15 protein-coding genes and 1 pseudogene are annotated in these 16230 nt (G+C 72.3%); 9 read left to right on the forward strand and 7 right to left on the reverse strand.

The genetic code is table 11. The annotated features are described in order from the left end of the window. Positions 1–118 precede the first annotated feature (118 nt). Positions 119–1528, forward strand: coding sequence for a PP2C family protein-serine/threonine phosphatase (locus OHS57_RS03970; RefSeq protein ID WP_328581040.1), 1410 nt, complete (start codon positions 119–121; stop codon positions 1526–1528). A 23-nt stretch (positions 1529–1551) separates the two neighbouring features. On the opposite strand, the gene OHS57_RS03975 is transcribed toward OHS57_RS03970, so the two are convergent. Next, positions 1552–3045 (reverse strand): DNA-binding protein NsdB, encoded by a 1494-nt coding sequence (locus tag OHS57_RS03975; RefSeq protein ID WP_041998493.1) that lies wholly within the window; start codon positions 3043–3045, stop codon positions 1552–1554. Between the two features lie 233 nt (positions 3046–3278). Here OHS57_RS03975 and OHS57_RS03980 point away from each other — a divergent pair, with 233 nt between their 5' ends. Together OHS57_RS03980 and OHS57_RS03985 are read left to right on the forward strand one after the other, a co-directional pair. Then, entirely contained in the window at positions 3279–4388 is a 1110-nt protein-coding gene (locus OHS57_RS03980) for an aminoglycoside phosphotransferase family protein (RefSeq protein ID WP_328581041.1), read from the forward strand. A 317-nt stretch (positions 4389–4705) separates the two neighbouring features. Next, positions 4706–6628 carry an N-acetylmuramoyl-L-alanine amidase gene (locus OHS57_RS03985; protein ID WP_443042839.1) on the forward strand — a complete coding sequence of 641 codons (1923 nt, stop codon included), beginning with the start codon at positions 4706–4708 and terminating at the stop codon, positions 6626–6628. Between the two features lie 68 nt (positions 6629–6696). On the opposite strand, the gene OHS57_RS03990 is transcribed toward OHS57_RS03985, so the two are convergent. The 3 genes from OHS57_RS03990 to OHS57_RS04000 all read right to left on the reverse strand — a co-directional run bounded on the left by OHS57_RS03990 (position 6697) and on the right by OHS57_RS04000 (position 9058). Further along, positions 6697–7809 carry a baeRF3 domain-containing protein gene (locus tag OHS57_RS03990; protein WP_041998490.1) on the reverse strand — a complete coding sequence of 371 codons (1113 nt, stop codon included), beginning with the start codon at positions 7807–7809 and terminating at the stop codon, positions 6697–6699. Positions 7810–7898: 89 nt separating this feature from the next. Next, positions 7899–8399 (reverse strand): hypothetical protein, encoded by a 501-nt coding sequence (locus tag OHS57_RS03995; RefSeq protein ID WP_041998487.1) that lies wholly within the window; start codon positions 8397–8399, stop codon positions 7899–7901. Positions 8400–8449: 50 nt separating this feature from the next. Then, a complete protein-coding gene (locus OHS57_RS04000) occupies positions 8450–9058 on the reverse strand; it encodes a CGNR zinc finger domain-containing protein (RefSeq protein WP_328581043.1) in 609 nt (202 codons plus the stop codon). A 69-nt stretch (positions 9059–9127) separates the two neighbouring features. Between OHS57_RS04000 and OHS57_RS04005 the strand changes: the two genes are divergently transcribed. From OHS57_RS04005 to OHS57_RS04015, 3 genes are read left to right on the forward strand one after another with little or no spacing between them, the layout of a single operon-like run. Next, on the forward strand, positions 9128–9253 hold the full coding sequence (locus OHS57_RS04005) for a hypothetical protein (protein WP_328581044.1): 126 nt from the start codon (positions 9128–9130) through the stop codon (positions 9251–9253). A 46-nt stretch (positions 9254–9299) separates the two neighbouring features. Further along, positions 9300–9542, forward strand: a complete 243-nt coding sequence (locus OHS57_RS04010; RefSeq protein ID WP_328581045.1) for a hypothetical protein — start codon at positions 9300–9302, stop codon at positions 9540–9542. Positions 9543–9554: 12 nt separating this feature from the next. Next, positions 9555–9665, forward strand: a complete 111-nt coding sequence (locus tag OHS57_RS04015; protein ID WP_328581046.1) for a pyridoxine 5'-phosphate oxidase C-terminal domain-containing protein — start codon at positions 9555–9557, stop codon at positions 9663–9665. 27 nt (positions 9666–9692) lie between these two features. On the opposite strand, the gene OHS57_RS04020 is transcribed toward OHS57_RS04015, so the two are convergent. Then, positions 9693–9938 carry a DUF397 domain-containing protein gene (locus OHS57_RS04020; protein ID WP_041998481.1) on the reverse strand — a complete coding sequence of 82 codons (246 nt, stop codon included), beginning with the start codon at positions 9936–9938 and terminating at the stop codon, positions 9693–9695. A gap of 166 nt (positions 9939–10104) precedes the next feature. Here OHS57_RS04020 and paaK point away from each other — a divergent pair, with 166 nt between their 5' ends. Next, positions 10105–11391, forward strand: coding sequence for a phenylacetate--CoA ligase PaaK (gene paaK / locus OHS57_RS04025; RefSeq protein WP_041998478.1), 1287 nt, complete (start codon positions 10105–10107; stop codon positions 11389–11391). On the opposite strand, the pseudogene OHS57_RS04030 reads toward paaK, so the two are convergent. Continuing rightward, positions 11360–11596, reverse strand: a pseudogene (locus OHS57_RS04030) (AMP-binding enzyme); the annotation flags it as partial. The gene paaK and the pseudogene OHS57_RS04030 sit on opposite strands and share 32 nt — an antisense overlap. A 235-nt stretch (positions 11597–11831) precedes the next feature. Between OHS57_RS04030 and OHS57_RS04035 the strand changes: the two are divergent. Continuing rightward, positions 11832–12938, forward strand: a complete 1107-nt coding sequence (locus tag OHS57_RS04035; protein ID WP_328581047.1) for a calcium:proton antiporter — start codon at positions 11832–11834, stop codon at positions 12936–12938. On the opposite strand, the gene OHS57_RS04040 is transcribed toward OHS57_RS04035, so the two are convergent. Then, entirely contained in the window at positions 12935–14254 is a 1320-nt protein-coding gene (locus OHS57_RS04040) for an MFS transporter (RefSeq protein WP_328581048.1), read from the reverse strand. The two genes, OHS57_RS04035 and OHS57_RS04040, sit on opposite strands and share 4 nt — an antisense overlap. A 132-nt stretch (positions 14255–14386) precedes the next feature. Between OHS57_RS04040 and OHS57_RS04045 the strand changes: the two genes are divergently transcribed. Beyond that, positions 14387–16210 carry a serine hydrolase gene (locus tag OHS57_RS04045; RefSeq protein ID WP_328581049.1) on the forward strand — a complete coding sequence of 608 codons (1824 nt, stop codon included), beginning with the start codon at positions 14387–14389 and terminating at the stop codon, positions 16208–16210. Positions 16211–16230: the final 20 nt, after the last annotated feature.

Below are 16230 nucleotides of genomic sequence, written 5' to 3' on the forward strand. Positions count from 1 at the left end.
CAGACGCATCATCGAACCGAGTGTCGCCAAACGGCTTACGGGCTGTCAGCGGCTGTGCGACAGTCGTAATGGTCCATCGTCCGGACCCCGCAGTACCGCGCCTCTACCGGAGTACCAGATGTCGTCCCCTCTGTTCGCGGACCGCCCCGCCCCCCAGCCCCCCGAGCGGGGCGAGATGGACGCGCTCATCAACCGCACCCGTCTCCTGCGCGGCTCGGTGGACGCGGTCCGCAGGAACACCGCGGCGGGCGACGACGACGCGGTCTGGCGCTGGCAGCGCGCGCTCTGTGATCTGGCCGTGCACCAACTGGACGATCTCGGCGCCCACTTGAACCAACTGAAGGCCGGCAGGCCGGACCAGCCGCAGGAGAGCGCGGCACCGGAGCGACCACTCCAGGACGGCACACCGCCCAGCCGGGTCGGCAGCGCCGAGTGGGATCTGCTCAGCGACGAGGCCACCTGGTCCGACGAGCTGTACCAGATCTTCGGACGCCCCCCGGAGTGCGGCCCGATGTCGCTGGACGAACTGCCGTCGCTGGTGTTCCCCGAGGACCGGGCGCTGCTCACCGCGATGGTGACAGGCTGTCTGATCGACGGCAGCCCCATCGACGGCGAGTTCCGTGTCGTACGGCCCGACGGACAGATCCGTACGCTGCACATGATGGGCGAGCCCGTCCTCGACGGCGCCGGCGCCACCGCCTCCATGTGGGCGGTCCTGCGTGACGTCAGCGAACTGCGCCGCAGCGAGCGGGCGGTGAGCGAGTCGCGCGACTCGGTGCGGCGCGTCCAGCACATCGCGCAGACCGAGCGCAGGCTGGTGACCGAGCTGCAGGAGGCCGTACTGCCGTCGCGTACGACGTCGTTACGGCTGACCCGCGACGGCAGGGGCGCCCTGGACCTGACCGCGCACTGGCTGCCGGCCGCCAACGCGGCGCCGATCGGCGGCGACTGGTACGACGCACTCGAACTGCCCGACGGCGACACACTGTTGACCGTCGGCGATCTGACCGGCCACGGCGTGGGCGCCGCCTCCACGATGGCAATGCTGCTGGGCGCGCTGCGCGGACTCGCCGTCGCGGGGATCGAACCGGGCGCGCTGCTGGGCCATCTCAACCAGCTGCTCGACACGGCGGAGCAGCCGGCGCTGGGCAGCGCACTCTGCGCCCGCTACCGCCCGGCGACCCGCACGCTCGTCTGGGCGCAGGCCGCGAGCCCCGCCCCGCTGCTGTTCCGCGACGGGACGGGACGTGCGCTGACCCAGCCGGACGGCGTCCTGCTCGGCGCGACCTCGGGGGCCGGGTACGAGCAGGCGGGCGTCCAGCTGAAGCCCGGTGACACGCTGGTGCTGCACACCGACGGACTCGCCCGTACCGACGCCGAGGCCGCCGGTCAGGACCGGTTGCTGGCGCTGGCCCCCCGGCTGACCGCCTCGGACACCTCACAGGCGGGTGCGCGCGCGGTCGTAGGGGAGTTCGGCGGGAGCGGGCGCGACAGTGCCGCGTGCGTGATGGTCGCCAGGATCGGCTGACCCCTGGCCGGGTTCTCCTCCGCTCAGATGCCGGCGGTCCTCGCCTTCTTGGACGGGCTCTTCGGCAGGGAGAGTTCGATCTCCTCGCGCAGGTCCTCGATCTTGCCGTACCCCGCGTACTGCCCGGTCAGCCGGTACATCTCGCGCAGCCGGTCCCAGGTGCGGTGCGATGAGGTCTCCCCGATCGACACCAGCGCGAGCCGGGCGTACGTGTCGGCCTGCTCGGGATCGTCGGCGATGAAGCACGCCGAGGCCAGCGAGATGTAGTCGAGGATCTGCGAGCGCCGCCGGTCGTTGGCCCGTAGCTCCAGCGCCTGTTTGGCGTGCTGCTGGGCGAGTTCGGCGGCCGACGGGTCATGATCGGCGAGGGTCCGGAAGGCCAGGGCCTCCATGCCGTGCAGATCCGCCTCGTCGAACATCTGCATCCAGCTCGGCGGCGGCACGTCCCCCCGGTCCGAGACGAAGAGATCCTCCGCCTCGCCCAGGGTGCGGCGCATGGCCTGGCCACGGCCCATGGACGCCTGCGCCCACGCCTCGATGGTGCGCAGCATGGCGCGGGTGCGGGGCAGGGTCTCCTCCCCCGAGCCCGACTTGGCGAGCTTCATGAGGTCGAGCGCGTCGTCGGGGCGGCCCAGATGGACCATCTGACGGGCCGCCCTGGACAGCGCCTCGCCGGCCCGTGGCCGGTCGCCGCCCTCGCGCGCCGCGTGGGTGGCGATGACGAAGTACTTCTGCGCGGTGGGTTCGAGGCCGACGTCGTGGGACATCCACCCGGCGAGTACGGCGAGATTGGCGGCGACGCCCCACAGGCGCCGCTGGAGTGAGTCGGGGTGGCGGTAGGCGAGCATGCCGCCCACCTCGTTGAGCTGGCCCACCACTGCCTTGCGCTGCAGGCCGCCGCCCCGCGCGGCGTCCCATTTGCGGAACACCTCGACGGAGCGCTCCAGCGCGTCGATCTCCTGCGACCCGATGGGGGCCGCCTCGTAACGGCCGAGGCCTGCCGGATCGGCGTGCAGGGGATCGCCGAGCCTGGGGGCGTCGGCGGCGAGTACGGGGTCGGAGTGCAGCCAGTCGTGCATGGCGCTGCTGAGTGCGGTGCCTGCGGTGAGCGCTGCGCCCGCGCCCACCAAGCCGCGTCGGTTGAGCATGAGGTCCATTCCCGTGAATTCGGTGAGGACCGCTGCCGTCCGTTCGGGCGCCCACGGCAGGGCGTCGGGATTGTCCTCGCTCCCGGCGTCCTGTCGCTTCCCCGCGCGTCCTTTGCGTACGAACCCGAGGTCCTCGATGGTCACGACACGACCGAGCCGCTCGGTGAACAGAGCCGCCAGCACCCTCGGCACCGGTTCTCGCGGGGTCTCCCCCATGTCGATCCAGCGCCGCACCCGCGAGGTGTCGGTGGCCAGCTGGGGGTGGCCCATGGCCGCCGCCTGCCGGTTCACCAGTCTCGCGAGTTCGCCCTTGGACCAGCCGGCCAGGCCGAACAGATCCGACAGACGGGTGTTGGAATCTCCGCTCACGTCAAGCCCCCAGGTTCTCGGCTGAGTTGACAGTAACCCCCTGTCACGTGGGTGGCGACTATTCGCCAGGGTTCGCCAGGGTTCGCCAGATGGTGTGCCACCCGCGGCCCGGTGTCAGGTAGGAACGCGCCACCCCGGCCCGGCAGCCGGACGTACTCCCCAGGGTGCGGACCGGCCGCCGGGGCGGGACGGCGCACGCAATTCGTCGGCACACGAAGGGATCTGTATCGCCCATGTACACAGCATCGTCCTCCGTGTCCGCCCCGCCCCGGCCCGGCGGACCGTATCTGGACCCCACGCACGTAGGCCGGGGGCGGCGCTGGGCGGGGACGGCCGCCCAACAGGTCAGCGGGAGAATCGACTTGTCCGGCCCTCAGGGCGCGCAGCTGCGGATGGCGATCGCGTCGGTGCACCGGATCTGCCCGGAGTTCAATCCGGTGCAGGTGCTGCGCCGCAGCGGCCGTTCCGTCCTGCTCGTCGGCGCCACCGGGCGCACCACAGCCGTCGCCAAGTGTCTGCTGGACCACTCGCCCGTCTGGGTGGAGAGGTTCCGCCACGAGATAGCGGCATATCGCGCCTTCGTCCGGCACCGTCCGCCGGTACGGGTGCCACGTCTGGTCGCCGCCGACCCGGAGAACTGCACGCTGGTGGTGGAGCGGATGGCGGGCCGCGCCGCGGCGCTGACCCGGCATCCGGTGGAGGCGCCGCCGCGCGCCGACATCCGCACGGTGCTCGGCGCGCTCGCCAGGCTCAACACCTGGCGGCCACCGGCGGGTCTGTTCGAGGCGCCGCTCGACTACGCGTCACGCATCTCGCGCTACCACGAGCTGGGCCTGTTCACCGACCGTGACCTGGGCGATCTGCAGAAGCTGCTGCACGGTCTCTCGGGCGGCAAGCAGAGCATGGGCCAGTTCTGTCACGGTGACGCGCTGCTGTCGAACATCCTGCTCTCCCCCGCGGGTCCGGTGCTGGTCGACTGGGAGCACGCCGGCTGGTACCTGCCCGGCTACGACCTGGCGACCCTGTGGGCGGTGCTCGGGGACGCCCCGGTGGCGCGCCGGCAGATCAGCCAGCTCGCGCAGGCGAAGGGCCCGGCGGCCAGGGACGCGTTCCTGGTCAATCTGATGCTCGTACTGACCCGGGAGATCCGGATGTACGAGACGGCGGTGCAGCGCGCGATGCGGGAGACCCCGGCGCCCGGCGGCGGTTCGCAGGAGCGTACGGGCACCGCACAGCCGAGCGGCGCCTCGACGGGCGAGGAGCAGCGGCTGCTGCTGCGCCGGCTGCACGACGACTGCGCGCTGGCGCGGCGTGCCGTACGCGCCGCCGTCGGTACCCGCTGAGCCGTCCGGGAGGGTGTTCGCCCCGTGCCGACACACGGGGCGCGCGGCCCTCGGACCGGGCCGGGTGGGCGTCATTGGGCTAATCCACTGACGCGCCGCAGGCCCGGACACTGCCGTGACGAAACTCCGCGACACGCGCGCTGACGTGCGAAGTCGTCGCCGGGGCGGCTGATTGACGGATCGTTCGAGAGCCGATACCTCTGTAGGCGAGTACGGCCCCGCGGTTCGCGCTTCACCCGTCACTGGAGGCTGCATTGCCCCGTTCCTTCCCCCCACTCACGCGACCGGCCCACCGGCATCTGCTCAGGGCGGGGGGTGTGGTGGCAGCGGCCGCCCTGCTGCTGCCACTGGTCTCGGCCGCACCCTCCGCGACCGCCGAGCGGCCGGCGTCCGACGCACTGCAACGCGACTTCGCCGCCGCCGCTTCGCAGTACCGGGTGCCGGGCAGCGTGCTGCTCGCCGTCTCGTACCTGCAGTCCCGCTGGGACACGCACGGCGGGGCGCCCAGCGTCAGCGGCGGCTACGGTCCCATGCATCTGACCGACGCCGCCACGGCGCTCGCCGACGCGCCGCGACAGCAGCAGCCGAACACCGAGGACGCGCGCGGTGACACGTCCAGGACGGCCAAGGTCGCCACGCCCGCCACCGCCGCCCTGCCCAAGGCGTCCCAACTGCCCGCGCGGCTGCGCACCCTGGACCGGGCGGCGAAGCTCAGCGGACAGCCGGCCGAGGAGCTGCGGGAGAGCCCCGCGGCCAACATCAAGGGCGGCGCGGCGCTGCTCGCGGCGGCGCAGCGGGAGCTGGGCAAGCCGCTGGGCGGCGACCCGGCCGACTGGTACGGGGCGGTGGCCCGGTTCTCCGGCGCCGACGACTCGGCGACGGCGGCCGGTTACGCGAACGACGTGTTCGCCGTGATCCGCGACGGCGAGCAGCGCACCACCGACAGCGGGCAGCGGATGACACTGGCCGCGGCCCCGAAGGTCGCCCCCGACACCGCGCAGGTCTCCCGGCTCGGGCTGCGCAAGGCGGCGGCCGGTCCTGTGGAGTGCCCCCGCACGGTCGCCTGCGAGTGGATCCCAGCGCCGTACGAGGAGTTCGGCGAGGGCGACTACGGCAACCACGACCTGGCGGACCGGCCGAAGTCCCAGAAGATCGACTCGATCGTGCTGCACGACACGGAGGCGGACTGGGCCACCACGCTCCAGCTGGTCCAGGACCCGACGTATGTGTCCTGGCACTACTCGGTCCGCTCGTCGGACGGGCACATCGCCCAGCACGTGGCGACCAAGGACGTGGCCTGGCACGCGGGCAACTGGTACGTCAACGCCAAGTCGGTCGGGGTGGAGCAGGAGGGTTTCCTGGTCACGCCGGACGCCTGGTTCACGGAGGAGATGTACCGCGCCTCGGCCCGGCTCGTGGGGTACCTGTCGCGTAAGTACGACATCCCGCTGGACCGGCAGCACATCCTGGGCCATGACAACGTCCCCGGTACGACAGCGGCGACGATCGCCGGGATGCACACCGACCCGGGCCCGTACTGGGACTGGTCGCACTTCTTCACCCTGCTCGGCAAGCCCTTCACGGCGACGGCGCGCGGCAAGGCCGCGGCGGTGACGATCCGGCCGGACTTCGCGGCCAACAAGCCCGCGTACACCGGCTGCGTGACGGCCGGTGAGACCTGCGCGCCGCACGGTTCGACGGCGGTACGGCTACACACGGCGCCGCAGGAGAGCGCGCCGCTGGTGAAGGACGCCGGGCTGCGGCCCGGCGGCGAGGACTCCACCATCGACGTCAACGACGTGGGCGCGCGGGCCTCGACGGGCCAGCAGTACGCGGTCGCCGGGCGGTCGGGCGACTGGACGGCGATCTGGTACCTCGGCCAGAAGGCCTGGTTCCACGACCCGGCCGGGCAGCCTACGGCGGTGCCCGCGAAGGCGCGTCTGGTGACGCCGAGGCCGGGCCTCGCGCAGGTGCCGGTGTACGGCAGGGCGTACCCGGAGGCCGCCGCGTATCCGGCGGGCGTCCCGGTGCAGGAGCAGGCGGCCTTCCCGTACACGTTCCTCGCCGGACAGAAGTACGTGACCGGCGGGAAGGTGCCGGGCGAGTACTTCTACTCGCCGACGTTCGACACGTCGGTGCACCGGGTGGTGCGGGGCAAGGAGCAGTACTACGAGATCCAGTTCGGCCATCGCGTCGCGTATGTGAAGGCGGCGGACGTAAGGCTGGTGCCGGCCGGCTGACCGGGCGGTACGGACAGCACCGGGCCGGGCGCCGCCTCCTCACCACGAGGGGGCGGCGCCCGGCTTCGTCAGTAGCGCAGGACCGCGGCGATCCCGTCGTACCCGGCAAGCTCCTCGTCGGGCAGGAACACCACTTCGGCGCCGCCGTCCAGCGCGGTCTCCACCAGCTCGTCCACGATGTCCTCGCGCACGTCGGGGCTGTTGACCATGGACGCGTCGACGGGGATCAGATGTCCTTCGGTCACCCGGACGGTGAGCTGGTGGTGCTCCTCGACGGCGACCAGCTCGGCCCGCTTCTCCCGTACCGACTCCCACACCTCGTCGAGCCCGGCGGCGAAGGTGCGGCGGCTCTTGGCCGCGTCGAGGCGGCTCAGCACCTCCTCCTTCTCGCGCCGGGCGTACTCCTCGACGACGGGCTGGAGTTCCTTCAGCAGGACGGGCGCGGGGCCTTCGGTGAGTCCGCCCTTGACGAGCCGCCCGACCGCGTTGTGGGTGGCGGCGCCGCCCGCCTGTTCCAGCAGAGCGAGCGCGGGCGCGAGCCCGACCAGATGCAGCGGCCGTGGCCTGCGGGCGAGGACGGCGCCCATCGTCTGGTCGACCGAGCGCAGGAAGCGGCGGGTCTCCTCGTCCTGGAACGTGCTGGGCGTGTCACCGATCCGTTCCTGCCGCTCGGGGTCCCAGCTCTCCGGCTCGGGAGACATCGGGAAGCCGTCGTGCAGGTGCTCGTGCAGGGACGTGCCGGAGCCGCTCCACAGCGTCGCGCGGTCGGCAGCGATGCCCAGCACCCAGTACGGGCGGGACTGCGCGGTGGCGGCCACCAGATTCTCGGTGACGTAGGTGTCGCTGAGGACGACCCGCTCGGGCACGTCACGCGGCAGGTACCAGACCCGGTACTCGTCGGCGTCCGCGAGGATCAGCAGGCCGTCGAGAGCACTGCGCAGATCCACCTCGGCCACCGCCCGGGTCAGCTGCTGCCTGACCGCGAGCCTGGCGGCCTTCGACACCTGTGGGTCCGCCTCCAGCCGCTGTCCGGCTTCGGCGAGGAGATTACGCAGCCGTACCGCGTCCTGGTCGTGCCCCGGCTCCCGCCGGTGCGTGGGCATCGTCAGGGACACGGCCGGGTAGGGGCGCGGTGTGCGCAGTTCGCGCAGGATGTCGGGCGTCAGACTGTTGCTGTCCATACTGACCCTTCACTCGGTCGTGCATCCATCTTGCGCGATGGTGACCGGTTCCGCAGGGGGACAGCGGGCAGACAACCCGGACGGGTTCCTCAGCCCTGCTGGAACAGCTCGGCGGGCAGGGGCTTCAGCAGGGCGTACAGGTCGTCGGTGATCGGCCGGTCCCAGCTGGCGATGGTGACGAGCACATTGTCGCTGCGGTCGAACTGCACGCAGGAGATTCGGCTTTCCGAGAGCTTGAGGCGGCGCACGATCAGCAGGTTGTCGCCCTGCATCACCGGCATGTCCTCGGCGCCGACCACCTCGACCGGCTCCTCGTTCTCCAGGGCGAGCAGCAGCTGGGCCACCTCGAAGGGGACCTGGCCCTCCTCGATGTCCCTGGCCTGGGAGCCCTCCGGCAGATTCCCGATGATCATCGCGGGACCCCGGCCGCCGAACAGGTCGTAGCGCAGGAACACGCCCTGACAGCTGCCGTCGGGGGCGGGCAGCAGCCCGGCGCCGAGGTTGCCGGGCCAGTCACCCGGGTCCATGGCCAGGACGTCGAAGTCCGGGCCAGCGGGTGTGGCGGCGCTGCGGCGGCGGAGAAAGGACATCCCACTATGGTACGTGTTCACTCCGCTACACAGGAGCCGGGTCACTGCCCTCATTTGGGCCCGGACGTGCGGTGCCGCTCGTGGTGACGGGCGACCCTGGCCCGGTTGCCGCAGGACGGTTTGCACCACTCCTGACGGGGGTGTTCCTTGATGAAGTACCGGACACAGCGCGGCGCGTGGCAGGCGCGCAGCCGCTCCCTGTCGGGTCCCGCGAGGAAGGCGACGGCCGACCGGGCGAGGGTGGCGGCCAGCGCGACCCGTCCCGGCACCGGTGCGGCGGGGTGGGTGACCGCCGAGGGCGGGGCGCCCTGCGGCCAGTCGAGGCGCGGTACGGCGGGGACGGTCGCCGCCGCCGCGTTGAGCCGGCGCAGCGCCTCGGCCGGCTCCAGCAGCCGCAGCGCGTCGGCGGGGCTCGGCGCCTCGGGACTGACCGCTCTCGCGAACAGCGCGCGTACGGCGGCCCGCAGCTCCCGTACGGCGGCGAGCGCGTGGTCGTCGGCGGCGAAGGCCGCCACGTCGAGGTCGCCGGCCAGTTCGTCGCCGTGGTCGTGGACCCAGCGGGTCAGCCCTTGCGGTTCCGAGAGGTCGTCGGCGACCCCGCCGTGTCCGTCGTGCCGGATGGTGAGGGCGAGATCGAGCGTCAGCTCACGGGCAGCCATGGCCTAATGGTACCTTCCGTTCGAAGCATTAATTTCGCCGAACACGGAGAGTCCTACCGAGGGAGACGTATGCCCGGGATGCGGGAGATGCTGCGCGAACTTCCGGTGTTCGCGGGTGAGTTGCCGGAGTTCGATCCGAAGGGCGCGCCTGACGAACCGGCCGCCCTCTTCGCCGAGTGGCGTGCGCGGCGCTGACCTTCTCCTGGCAGCCGCGGCCGGGCAGATCCGGGTGCGCGGGCCCGTGACACGCGATCTCGGTGAAGCGGCAGCCGCCGACTTCCGGGCGCGCTCGGCGCGGGCCGCGAGCGTGCGTGCCAGGCATCGCGAGTCAGACGAGACTGAGCGGGCACGACCCGGGCCGAGGCGCTGCTGGGCAGGCAGAGCGCGCCGCTCGGCGATCTGGCCGCAGCGGGACGCCGCCGGGGCCGTCGCCGGGGCGCTGAAGCGGATCGAGCGGCAGCCGGATCTGGTGGCGCCCGGCTGAGCGCTCTACAGCGTGCGGCCGGAATCGGTGGAGTTCTGGCAGGGCGACAGGCAGCGCAACCACACCCGGCTCACCCACCGCCGCGCGGGAGGGGACTGGGTGCGGGAGCTGCTGTGGCCCTGAGCGCCGGGACGGGCCCGGCGGCCGCCGTCAGGTGAGGTCGAACTCCCCGTCGCGCGCGTTGATCACGAAGGCCCGCCACTCGGCCGGGCTGAAGATCAGCGAAGGGCTCTCCGGTCGGCCGCTGTTGCGCATGGCGATGAAGCCTTCGACGAACGCGATCTGGACATCGCCCGCCCCCTGACTGCTCGATCGCCAGTCCGCGTTGCTCAGATCGAGGTCCGGCTTGTTCCAGCCCGAAAGCGGCTGGTGGGTCGTAGTGGTGCTGTCGCCCACGTCGTGCTCCTCCCGCTGCGTCGTCCGGGTCCAGCCTAGCGATCGGGGCCGGTCCCGGACAGGTCGCGGCCCTTGACGCTCCCCCCGCGGTGCTGAATAACTGATCCTGGAGTTGTCCGACCGAATGATCGGTCGAGACATTGCCGGACCGACCGGGAGTACGCCCATGACGCCTCTGCTGGACGCCGCCGAACAGCTCGGCCGGGAGGAGCTGGCCGCCCTCCAGCTGGAGCGGCTGCGCGCGACCCTGCGGCACGCCTACGACAACGTCGGCTTCTACCGGCAGGCGTTCGACAAGGCGGGACTGCGTCCGGAGGACTGCCGCTCGCTCGCCGACCTGGCGCTCTTCCCCTTCACCGCCAAGGCCGACCTGCGGGACAACTACCCCTTCGGGATGTTCGCCGTCGACCAGTCCGAGGTGCGGCGGATCCACGCGTCCAGCGGTACGACGGGCCGGCCGACCGTCGTCGGCTACACCCAGCGGGACCTGGACACCTGGGCGGACGTGGTGGCCCGGTCGATCCGCGCGGCCGGCGGCCGGCCCGGGCACAAGGTGCATGTGGCCTACGGCTACGGGCTGTTCACCGGCGGCCTCGGCGCGCACTACGGCGCGGAGCGGCTCGGCTGTACGGTCATCCCCGCGTCCGGCGGCATGACCGCGCGGCAGGTGCGGCTGATCCAGGACTTCCGCCCCGAGATCATCATGGTCACGCCGTCGTACATGCTGACGCTGCTGGACGAGTTCGAGCGCCAGGGCGTCGATCCCCGTGGCACCTCGCTCCAGGTCGGCATCTTCGGCGCCGAGCCGTGGACGGAGGCGATGCGCCAGGAGATCGAGGAGCGGTTCGCGATCGACGCCGTCGACATCTACGGCCTGTCGGAGGTGATGGGCCCCGGCGTCGCGCAGGAATGCGTGGAGACCAAGGACGGCCTGCACATCTGGGAAGACCACTTCTATCCGGAGGTCGTCGACCCGTTCACCGGCGAGGTGCTGCCCGAGGGCGAGGAGGGCGAGCTGGTCTTCACCTCGCTCACCAAAGAGGCGATGCCGGTGATCCGCTACCGCACCCGGGACCTCACCCGGCTGCTGCCCGGCACCGCGCGCGTCTTCCGCCGGATGGAGAAGGTGACAGGACGCAGCGACGACCTGGTGATTCTGCGCGGGGTGAATCTCTTCCCCACCCAGATCGAGGAGATCGTGCTGCGCACCCCGGGGGTGGCCCCGCACTTCCAGCTCCGGCTGACCCGCGAGGGCCGGCTGGACGCGCTGACCGTACGGGCCGAGGCCCGCGCCGGGACCAGCGGGGAGCAGCGCGCAGCCGCCGCGCTCTCGATCGCTGCGGCCGTCAAGGACGACGTGGGGGTCTCGGTCGGTGTGGAGATCGTCGATCCCGAGACGCTGGAGCGCTCGGTCGGCAAGTTCAAGCGGATCGTGGATCTCCGGGAGAAGTGAAGCGCTCCCGCAGCTCGCGCTTGAGGATCTTGCCGCTGGCGTCGCGCGGAAGACTGTCCACGAACACCACCCGCTCGGGCGCCGTGACGTGGGCGAGCCGGTCGCGGGCGTGCGCGACCATGGTGGTGACCGCCTCGATCCACCGGTCGTCGGGCAGCGCGACGACGTCCGGGCGCGGGACACCGGCCAAGACGCGTAGGGGGTCGTGTCCGCCCGGCCGGTCCGGACCGGTCCGGACCGGACCGGACCGGACCGGTGAGACGGTGCCGGGCACGGTCGCTCGCCGTACCGTCACCACCCGGCGCCGGGCGGCGGGTCGCGACACGTACCGGGTCGTGTCCGCCCAATCCCGCCGTGCACGCACGCATCCGCGCCGCCCCGCCGTAACGCCCCGGTCGCTCGCCGCGCGTGGCGTCATTACCTCTGGCAGCGTGTGGCGCATGACGACGAGCACCTTGATCCGGTCGCTGACCTCCCGGTGGACCGTGTGGGTGCCGCTGGTCGCCGTGATCGCGCTCATCTTCAGCTGGGGCCGGCATCTCCCCGGCGGCGCCGTCGCCGTCGTCGCCCTCTGCCTCGCCGGGGCCGTACTCGCGGCCGTGCACCACGCCGAGGTGGTCGCCCACCGGGTGGGGGAACCGTTCGGCTCGCTGGTCCTCGCCGTCGCCGTCACCGTCATCGAAGTGGCGCTGATCGTCACCCTGATGGTCGACGGCGGCGGCAAGTCGGCGACCCTCGCCAGGGACACCGTCTTCGCCGCCGTCATGATCACCTGCAACGGCATCCTCGGGCTCTGTCTGCTGATCGGCGCGCTGCGCACCCGGGTCGCCGTCTTCAACGCCGAGGGCTCGGGCGCCGCGCTCGCGACCGTCGCGACCCTGGCCACCCTCACGCTGGTCTTCCCGACGTTCACCACCAGCAAGCCGGGCCCCCAGTTCTCCCCCGCGCAACTGGGCTTCGCCGCCGTCGCCTCGCTCGTCATCTACGGGCTGTTCGTCGCCGTACAGACCGTGCGCCACCGCGACTACTTCCTGCCCCTCACCCAGGCGGGCGAGGTGCGGGAGGAGGACGCGCACGCGCCCCTGCCCACCCGGCGCGCCACGGGGCTGAGCCTTCTGCTGCTGCTCGTGGCGCTGATCGCCGTCGTGGGGAACGCCAAGGCGGTGTCACCCACCATCGAGTCGGGCGTCTCGTCCGCCGGGCTGCCGCAGGCCGTCGTCGGCGTGGTCATCGCGCTGCTGGTGCTGCTGCCCGAGACGCTGGCCGCCGTACGCAACGCCCGCCGCGAGCGCGTCCAGACGAGCATCAACCTGGCCCTCGGGTCGGCCATCGCCAGTATCGGCCTGACGATCCCGTGCATCGCCCTCGCCACGATCTGGCTCGACGGACCGCTGGTGCTCGGGCTGAACGCCACCCATATGGTGCTGCTCGCGCTGACCGTCGTCGTGGGCGCCATGACCATCTCGCCCGGCCGGGCGACCCTCCTCCAGGGCGGCGTCCATCTGGGGATCTTCGCCGCCTTCGTCTTCCTCGCCATCAGCCCTTAGGGCTGCGCCTCGGTGGCCGGGGCCGTCGCCGTCACCGGGGCCGTCGCCGTCGCCGTCGCCGGGGACGGGACCGTGCCCGCCGGGGCGGGTTCCTGCGGGTGCGGCGCCCGTAGCGTGCGGACCTGCGGGGACAGCAGGGCAGCCGCCGTCGCGAGGACGACCAAGGCCCCGCAGCCGGCGAGCGCCGTGCCGGTGCCGACGGCGGCGGCGATCGGGCCCGCCACCAGCAGGCCGAGGGGCGCGAAGGCCAGCGACCCGAACAGGTCGTAGGCGCTGACCCTGGACAGCGCCTCCTCGCGCACCTCGTGCTGCATGGTCGTGGACCACAGCACCCCGAAGATGTCGTTGGCGACGCCCGCACAGAACATGGCCGCCGCGATCACCCAGACCGGCGCCGCCGCGCTCAGCAGGAAGATGGGCGCTGCGGCGGGGAACGTGACGAGCACAGCGACCAGGACCGGTCGGCGCACCCGGATCCGGCTTGCCACCCCGGCGCCCGCGATCATGCCGAGCGCCTGGGCGGCGACGATCACGGACCAGGCGCGGGCTCCGCCCAGGCTGTGCTCGGCGGTCAGCGGGCCCAGCACGCCGACGTTCGCGTTCATCGCCGCCACGACGACGGCGTACTGCGCGACCACGACCCACAGCCACTGCCGGGAGGCGAACTCGTGCCAGCCCTCCCGCAGGTCCGCCCAGGTGGTGGTCGCGGCGCGCGGCGGCCGGGCGGCGAGCTTCAGCCCGTTCACCAGCAGCGCGCTGAGCACGAAGGACGCGGCGTTCAGCGCGAGGGCCCAGCCGGCGCCGACGAAGGCGACCGTCACGCCGGACAGCGCGAGGCCGAGCAGCATGGAGCTGTTCGTCCCGACCCGCAGCAGCGCGTTCGCCTGCTGGAGCCTGGCGCGGTCGACGACCAGCGGGACGACCCCGGCCATCGCGGGCAGGAACATCGCGGTCGCCGTGCCGGCCAGCACCGCCAGGGCGCACATGGCCCACAGCGGCGCGTGGCCGGTGAGCACCATCGCGGCCAGTCCGCCGTACGCGGCGACCCCGACGACGTCGGAGAGCACCATCAGCCGGACGCGTGACATCCGGTCGGCGATCACCCCGCCGATCAGGATGAACAGCAGCTGCGGCAGTGCCTGGCAGGCGAGAACGAGCGACAGTACCCCGGGGCCGGCTCCCGGCAGCGCGAGGACGGCGAACGCGAGCGCCACCCGGGCGAACCCGTTGCCGAGCACCGAGATGGTGCGGGCCGAGACCAGGAGCACGAAGGGACGATCACGCCAGAGCGAAGCCGCCGGGATGTCAGTTGCCACGGGGAGCCACCCTAGGGCAGGCCCAGGGGCCGGACCGCCCTGCGGCGAGGGAGGGTTGACATCGTCCCGGCCCTGCAAGAAAGTTTCGCTGTCGATCGTGATCCCGAAAGATACTTTCAGGGAGGGTGCCCCATGACGGAGGACGCTGCGAGCAGAGGCATCAGCCGGCGCAGACTGGGCGGTGGCGTGCTCGCCCTCGGCGGCGCCTTCGCGCTCGCGACCCTCCCGTTCGCGGAGACCGCCGCCGGAGCGGACCTGGGCACAGGTGCCGGGCCCGGTACCGGCCACGGACACGGGCACGGGGCGACGACGCTGCGTCACGGCTCCGCCGAGCGCGCCGGACTGATCGCCGGTCAGCTGGACGCATTGGTCACCGACGCCACCGCGTATCTGGGCCCCTCCCCCAAGCACCCGTACTACGCGGGCGCCGTACTGCTCGCCGGCCGCGGCGGTACGGTGGCGCTGCACCGGCCGATCGGCAAGGCCGTGCGGTACGCGGCGTACGACGACACGACCGACACGGGCGTGGAGTTCCCCGCCGACCAGCAGATCCCGGCGGCCGAGGACACGCTCTACGACCTCGCCTCCCTCTCCAAGCTGTTCACCTCGCTGCTCGCCGTCCAACTGGTCGAGCGCGGTTCGCTGGCGATCGAGGAGAAGGTCGCCGCCTACCTTCCCGAGTACGCGGCCGCCGGCAAGCAGGACATCACGATCCGCCATCTGCTCACGCATGTGTCGGGACTCCAGGCCGACCTGCCGTTCTACGACGAGCCGACGCGCGAGGCGATGCTCCAACTCCTGTGGAACGAGGCACCGGTGAACCCGCCGGGCACGGTCTACCTCTACTCGGACCTCAACATGATCTCGCTCCAGCTGGTGCTGGAGCGGATCACCGGGCGCACCCTCGACACCCTGGTGCGCGACGAGATCACCGCGCCGCTCGGGATGCGCCGCACCCGCTACAACCCGCCCGCCTCCTGGAAGCCGAAGATCGCGGCGACCGAGGACGCCAGGGCGCCGTGGTCGGCGCTCGACCGGGGGCTCGTCTGGGGCGAGGTGCACGACGAGAACGCGTACGCGTTCGGCGGCGTCGCCGGCCATGCCGGGGTCTTCTCCTGCGCCTGGGACCTCGCGGTCCTCGCCCGTACGCTCCTCAACGGCGGCGCCTACGGCACGGTCCGGATCCTGTCGCGGGAGTCGGTGAACTCCCTGTTCACCGACTTCAACACGGACTTCCCCGGCGACGCGCACGGCCTGGGCTTCGAGCTCTACCAGCACTGGTACATGGGCGCCATGGCGACACCCACCACGGCGGGGCACACCGGCTTCACCGGTACGAGCGTCGTACTCGACCCGACGACCGACTCGTTCCTGATCGTCCTCGGCAACTCCGTGCATCCCGTGCGCAATTGGCGCTCCGGCAGCGCGCCCCGGGTCGCCACCGGGAACCGGCTGGCGCGGGCCGTCGCCGTCCGGCCGCAGGACGGCCGTACCGCCTGGTTCTCCGGCATGGCGAGCGCCACCACCGCCACCCTCACCCTGCCCGCGCTGACTCCCACCTCTGCGCACCCCCGGCTGCGCTGCGAGCTGTGGTGGGACACCGAGCCGGGGTCCGACACGCTGTTCCTCGAAGCGTCGGCCGACGCGGGGACGGTGTGGCAGCCCGTCCCGTTCACCACGGTGTGCGCGGGGCAGGAGCCGCAGAGCCATCCGGCGGGCTCGGCCACCGGCTGGTCGGGCCGGGTCTGGCACCACCTGGGCGCCGACCTCACGGCATGGCGCGGCCAGCGCGTCGTGCTGCGCTGGCGGTACGCGACCGATCCGCTGTACGTGGGACGCGGCGGCTACGTGGACGCGCTACGCGTGGACGACGGCGGGCGCGTCCTGTTCGACGAGCGGCGCACGCAGGACGCGTCCCGTATCGAGGCGAAGGGCTGGGCGCCGTCGGCCGACTGACGGGGCGTCAGCAGGTCGGC

This window comes from Streptomyces sp. NBC_00370 (assembly GCF_036084755.1).
Taxonomy (GTDB): domain Bacteria; phylum Actinomycetota; class Actinomycetes; order Streptomycetales; family Streptomycetaceae; genus Streptomyces.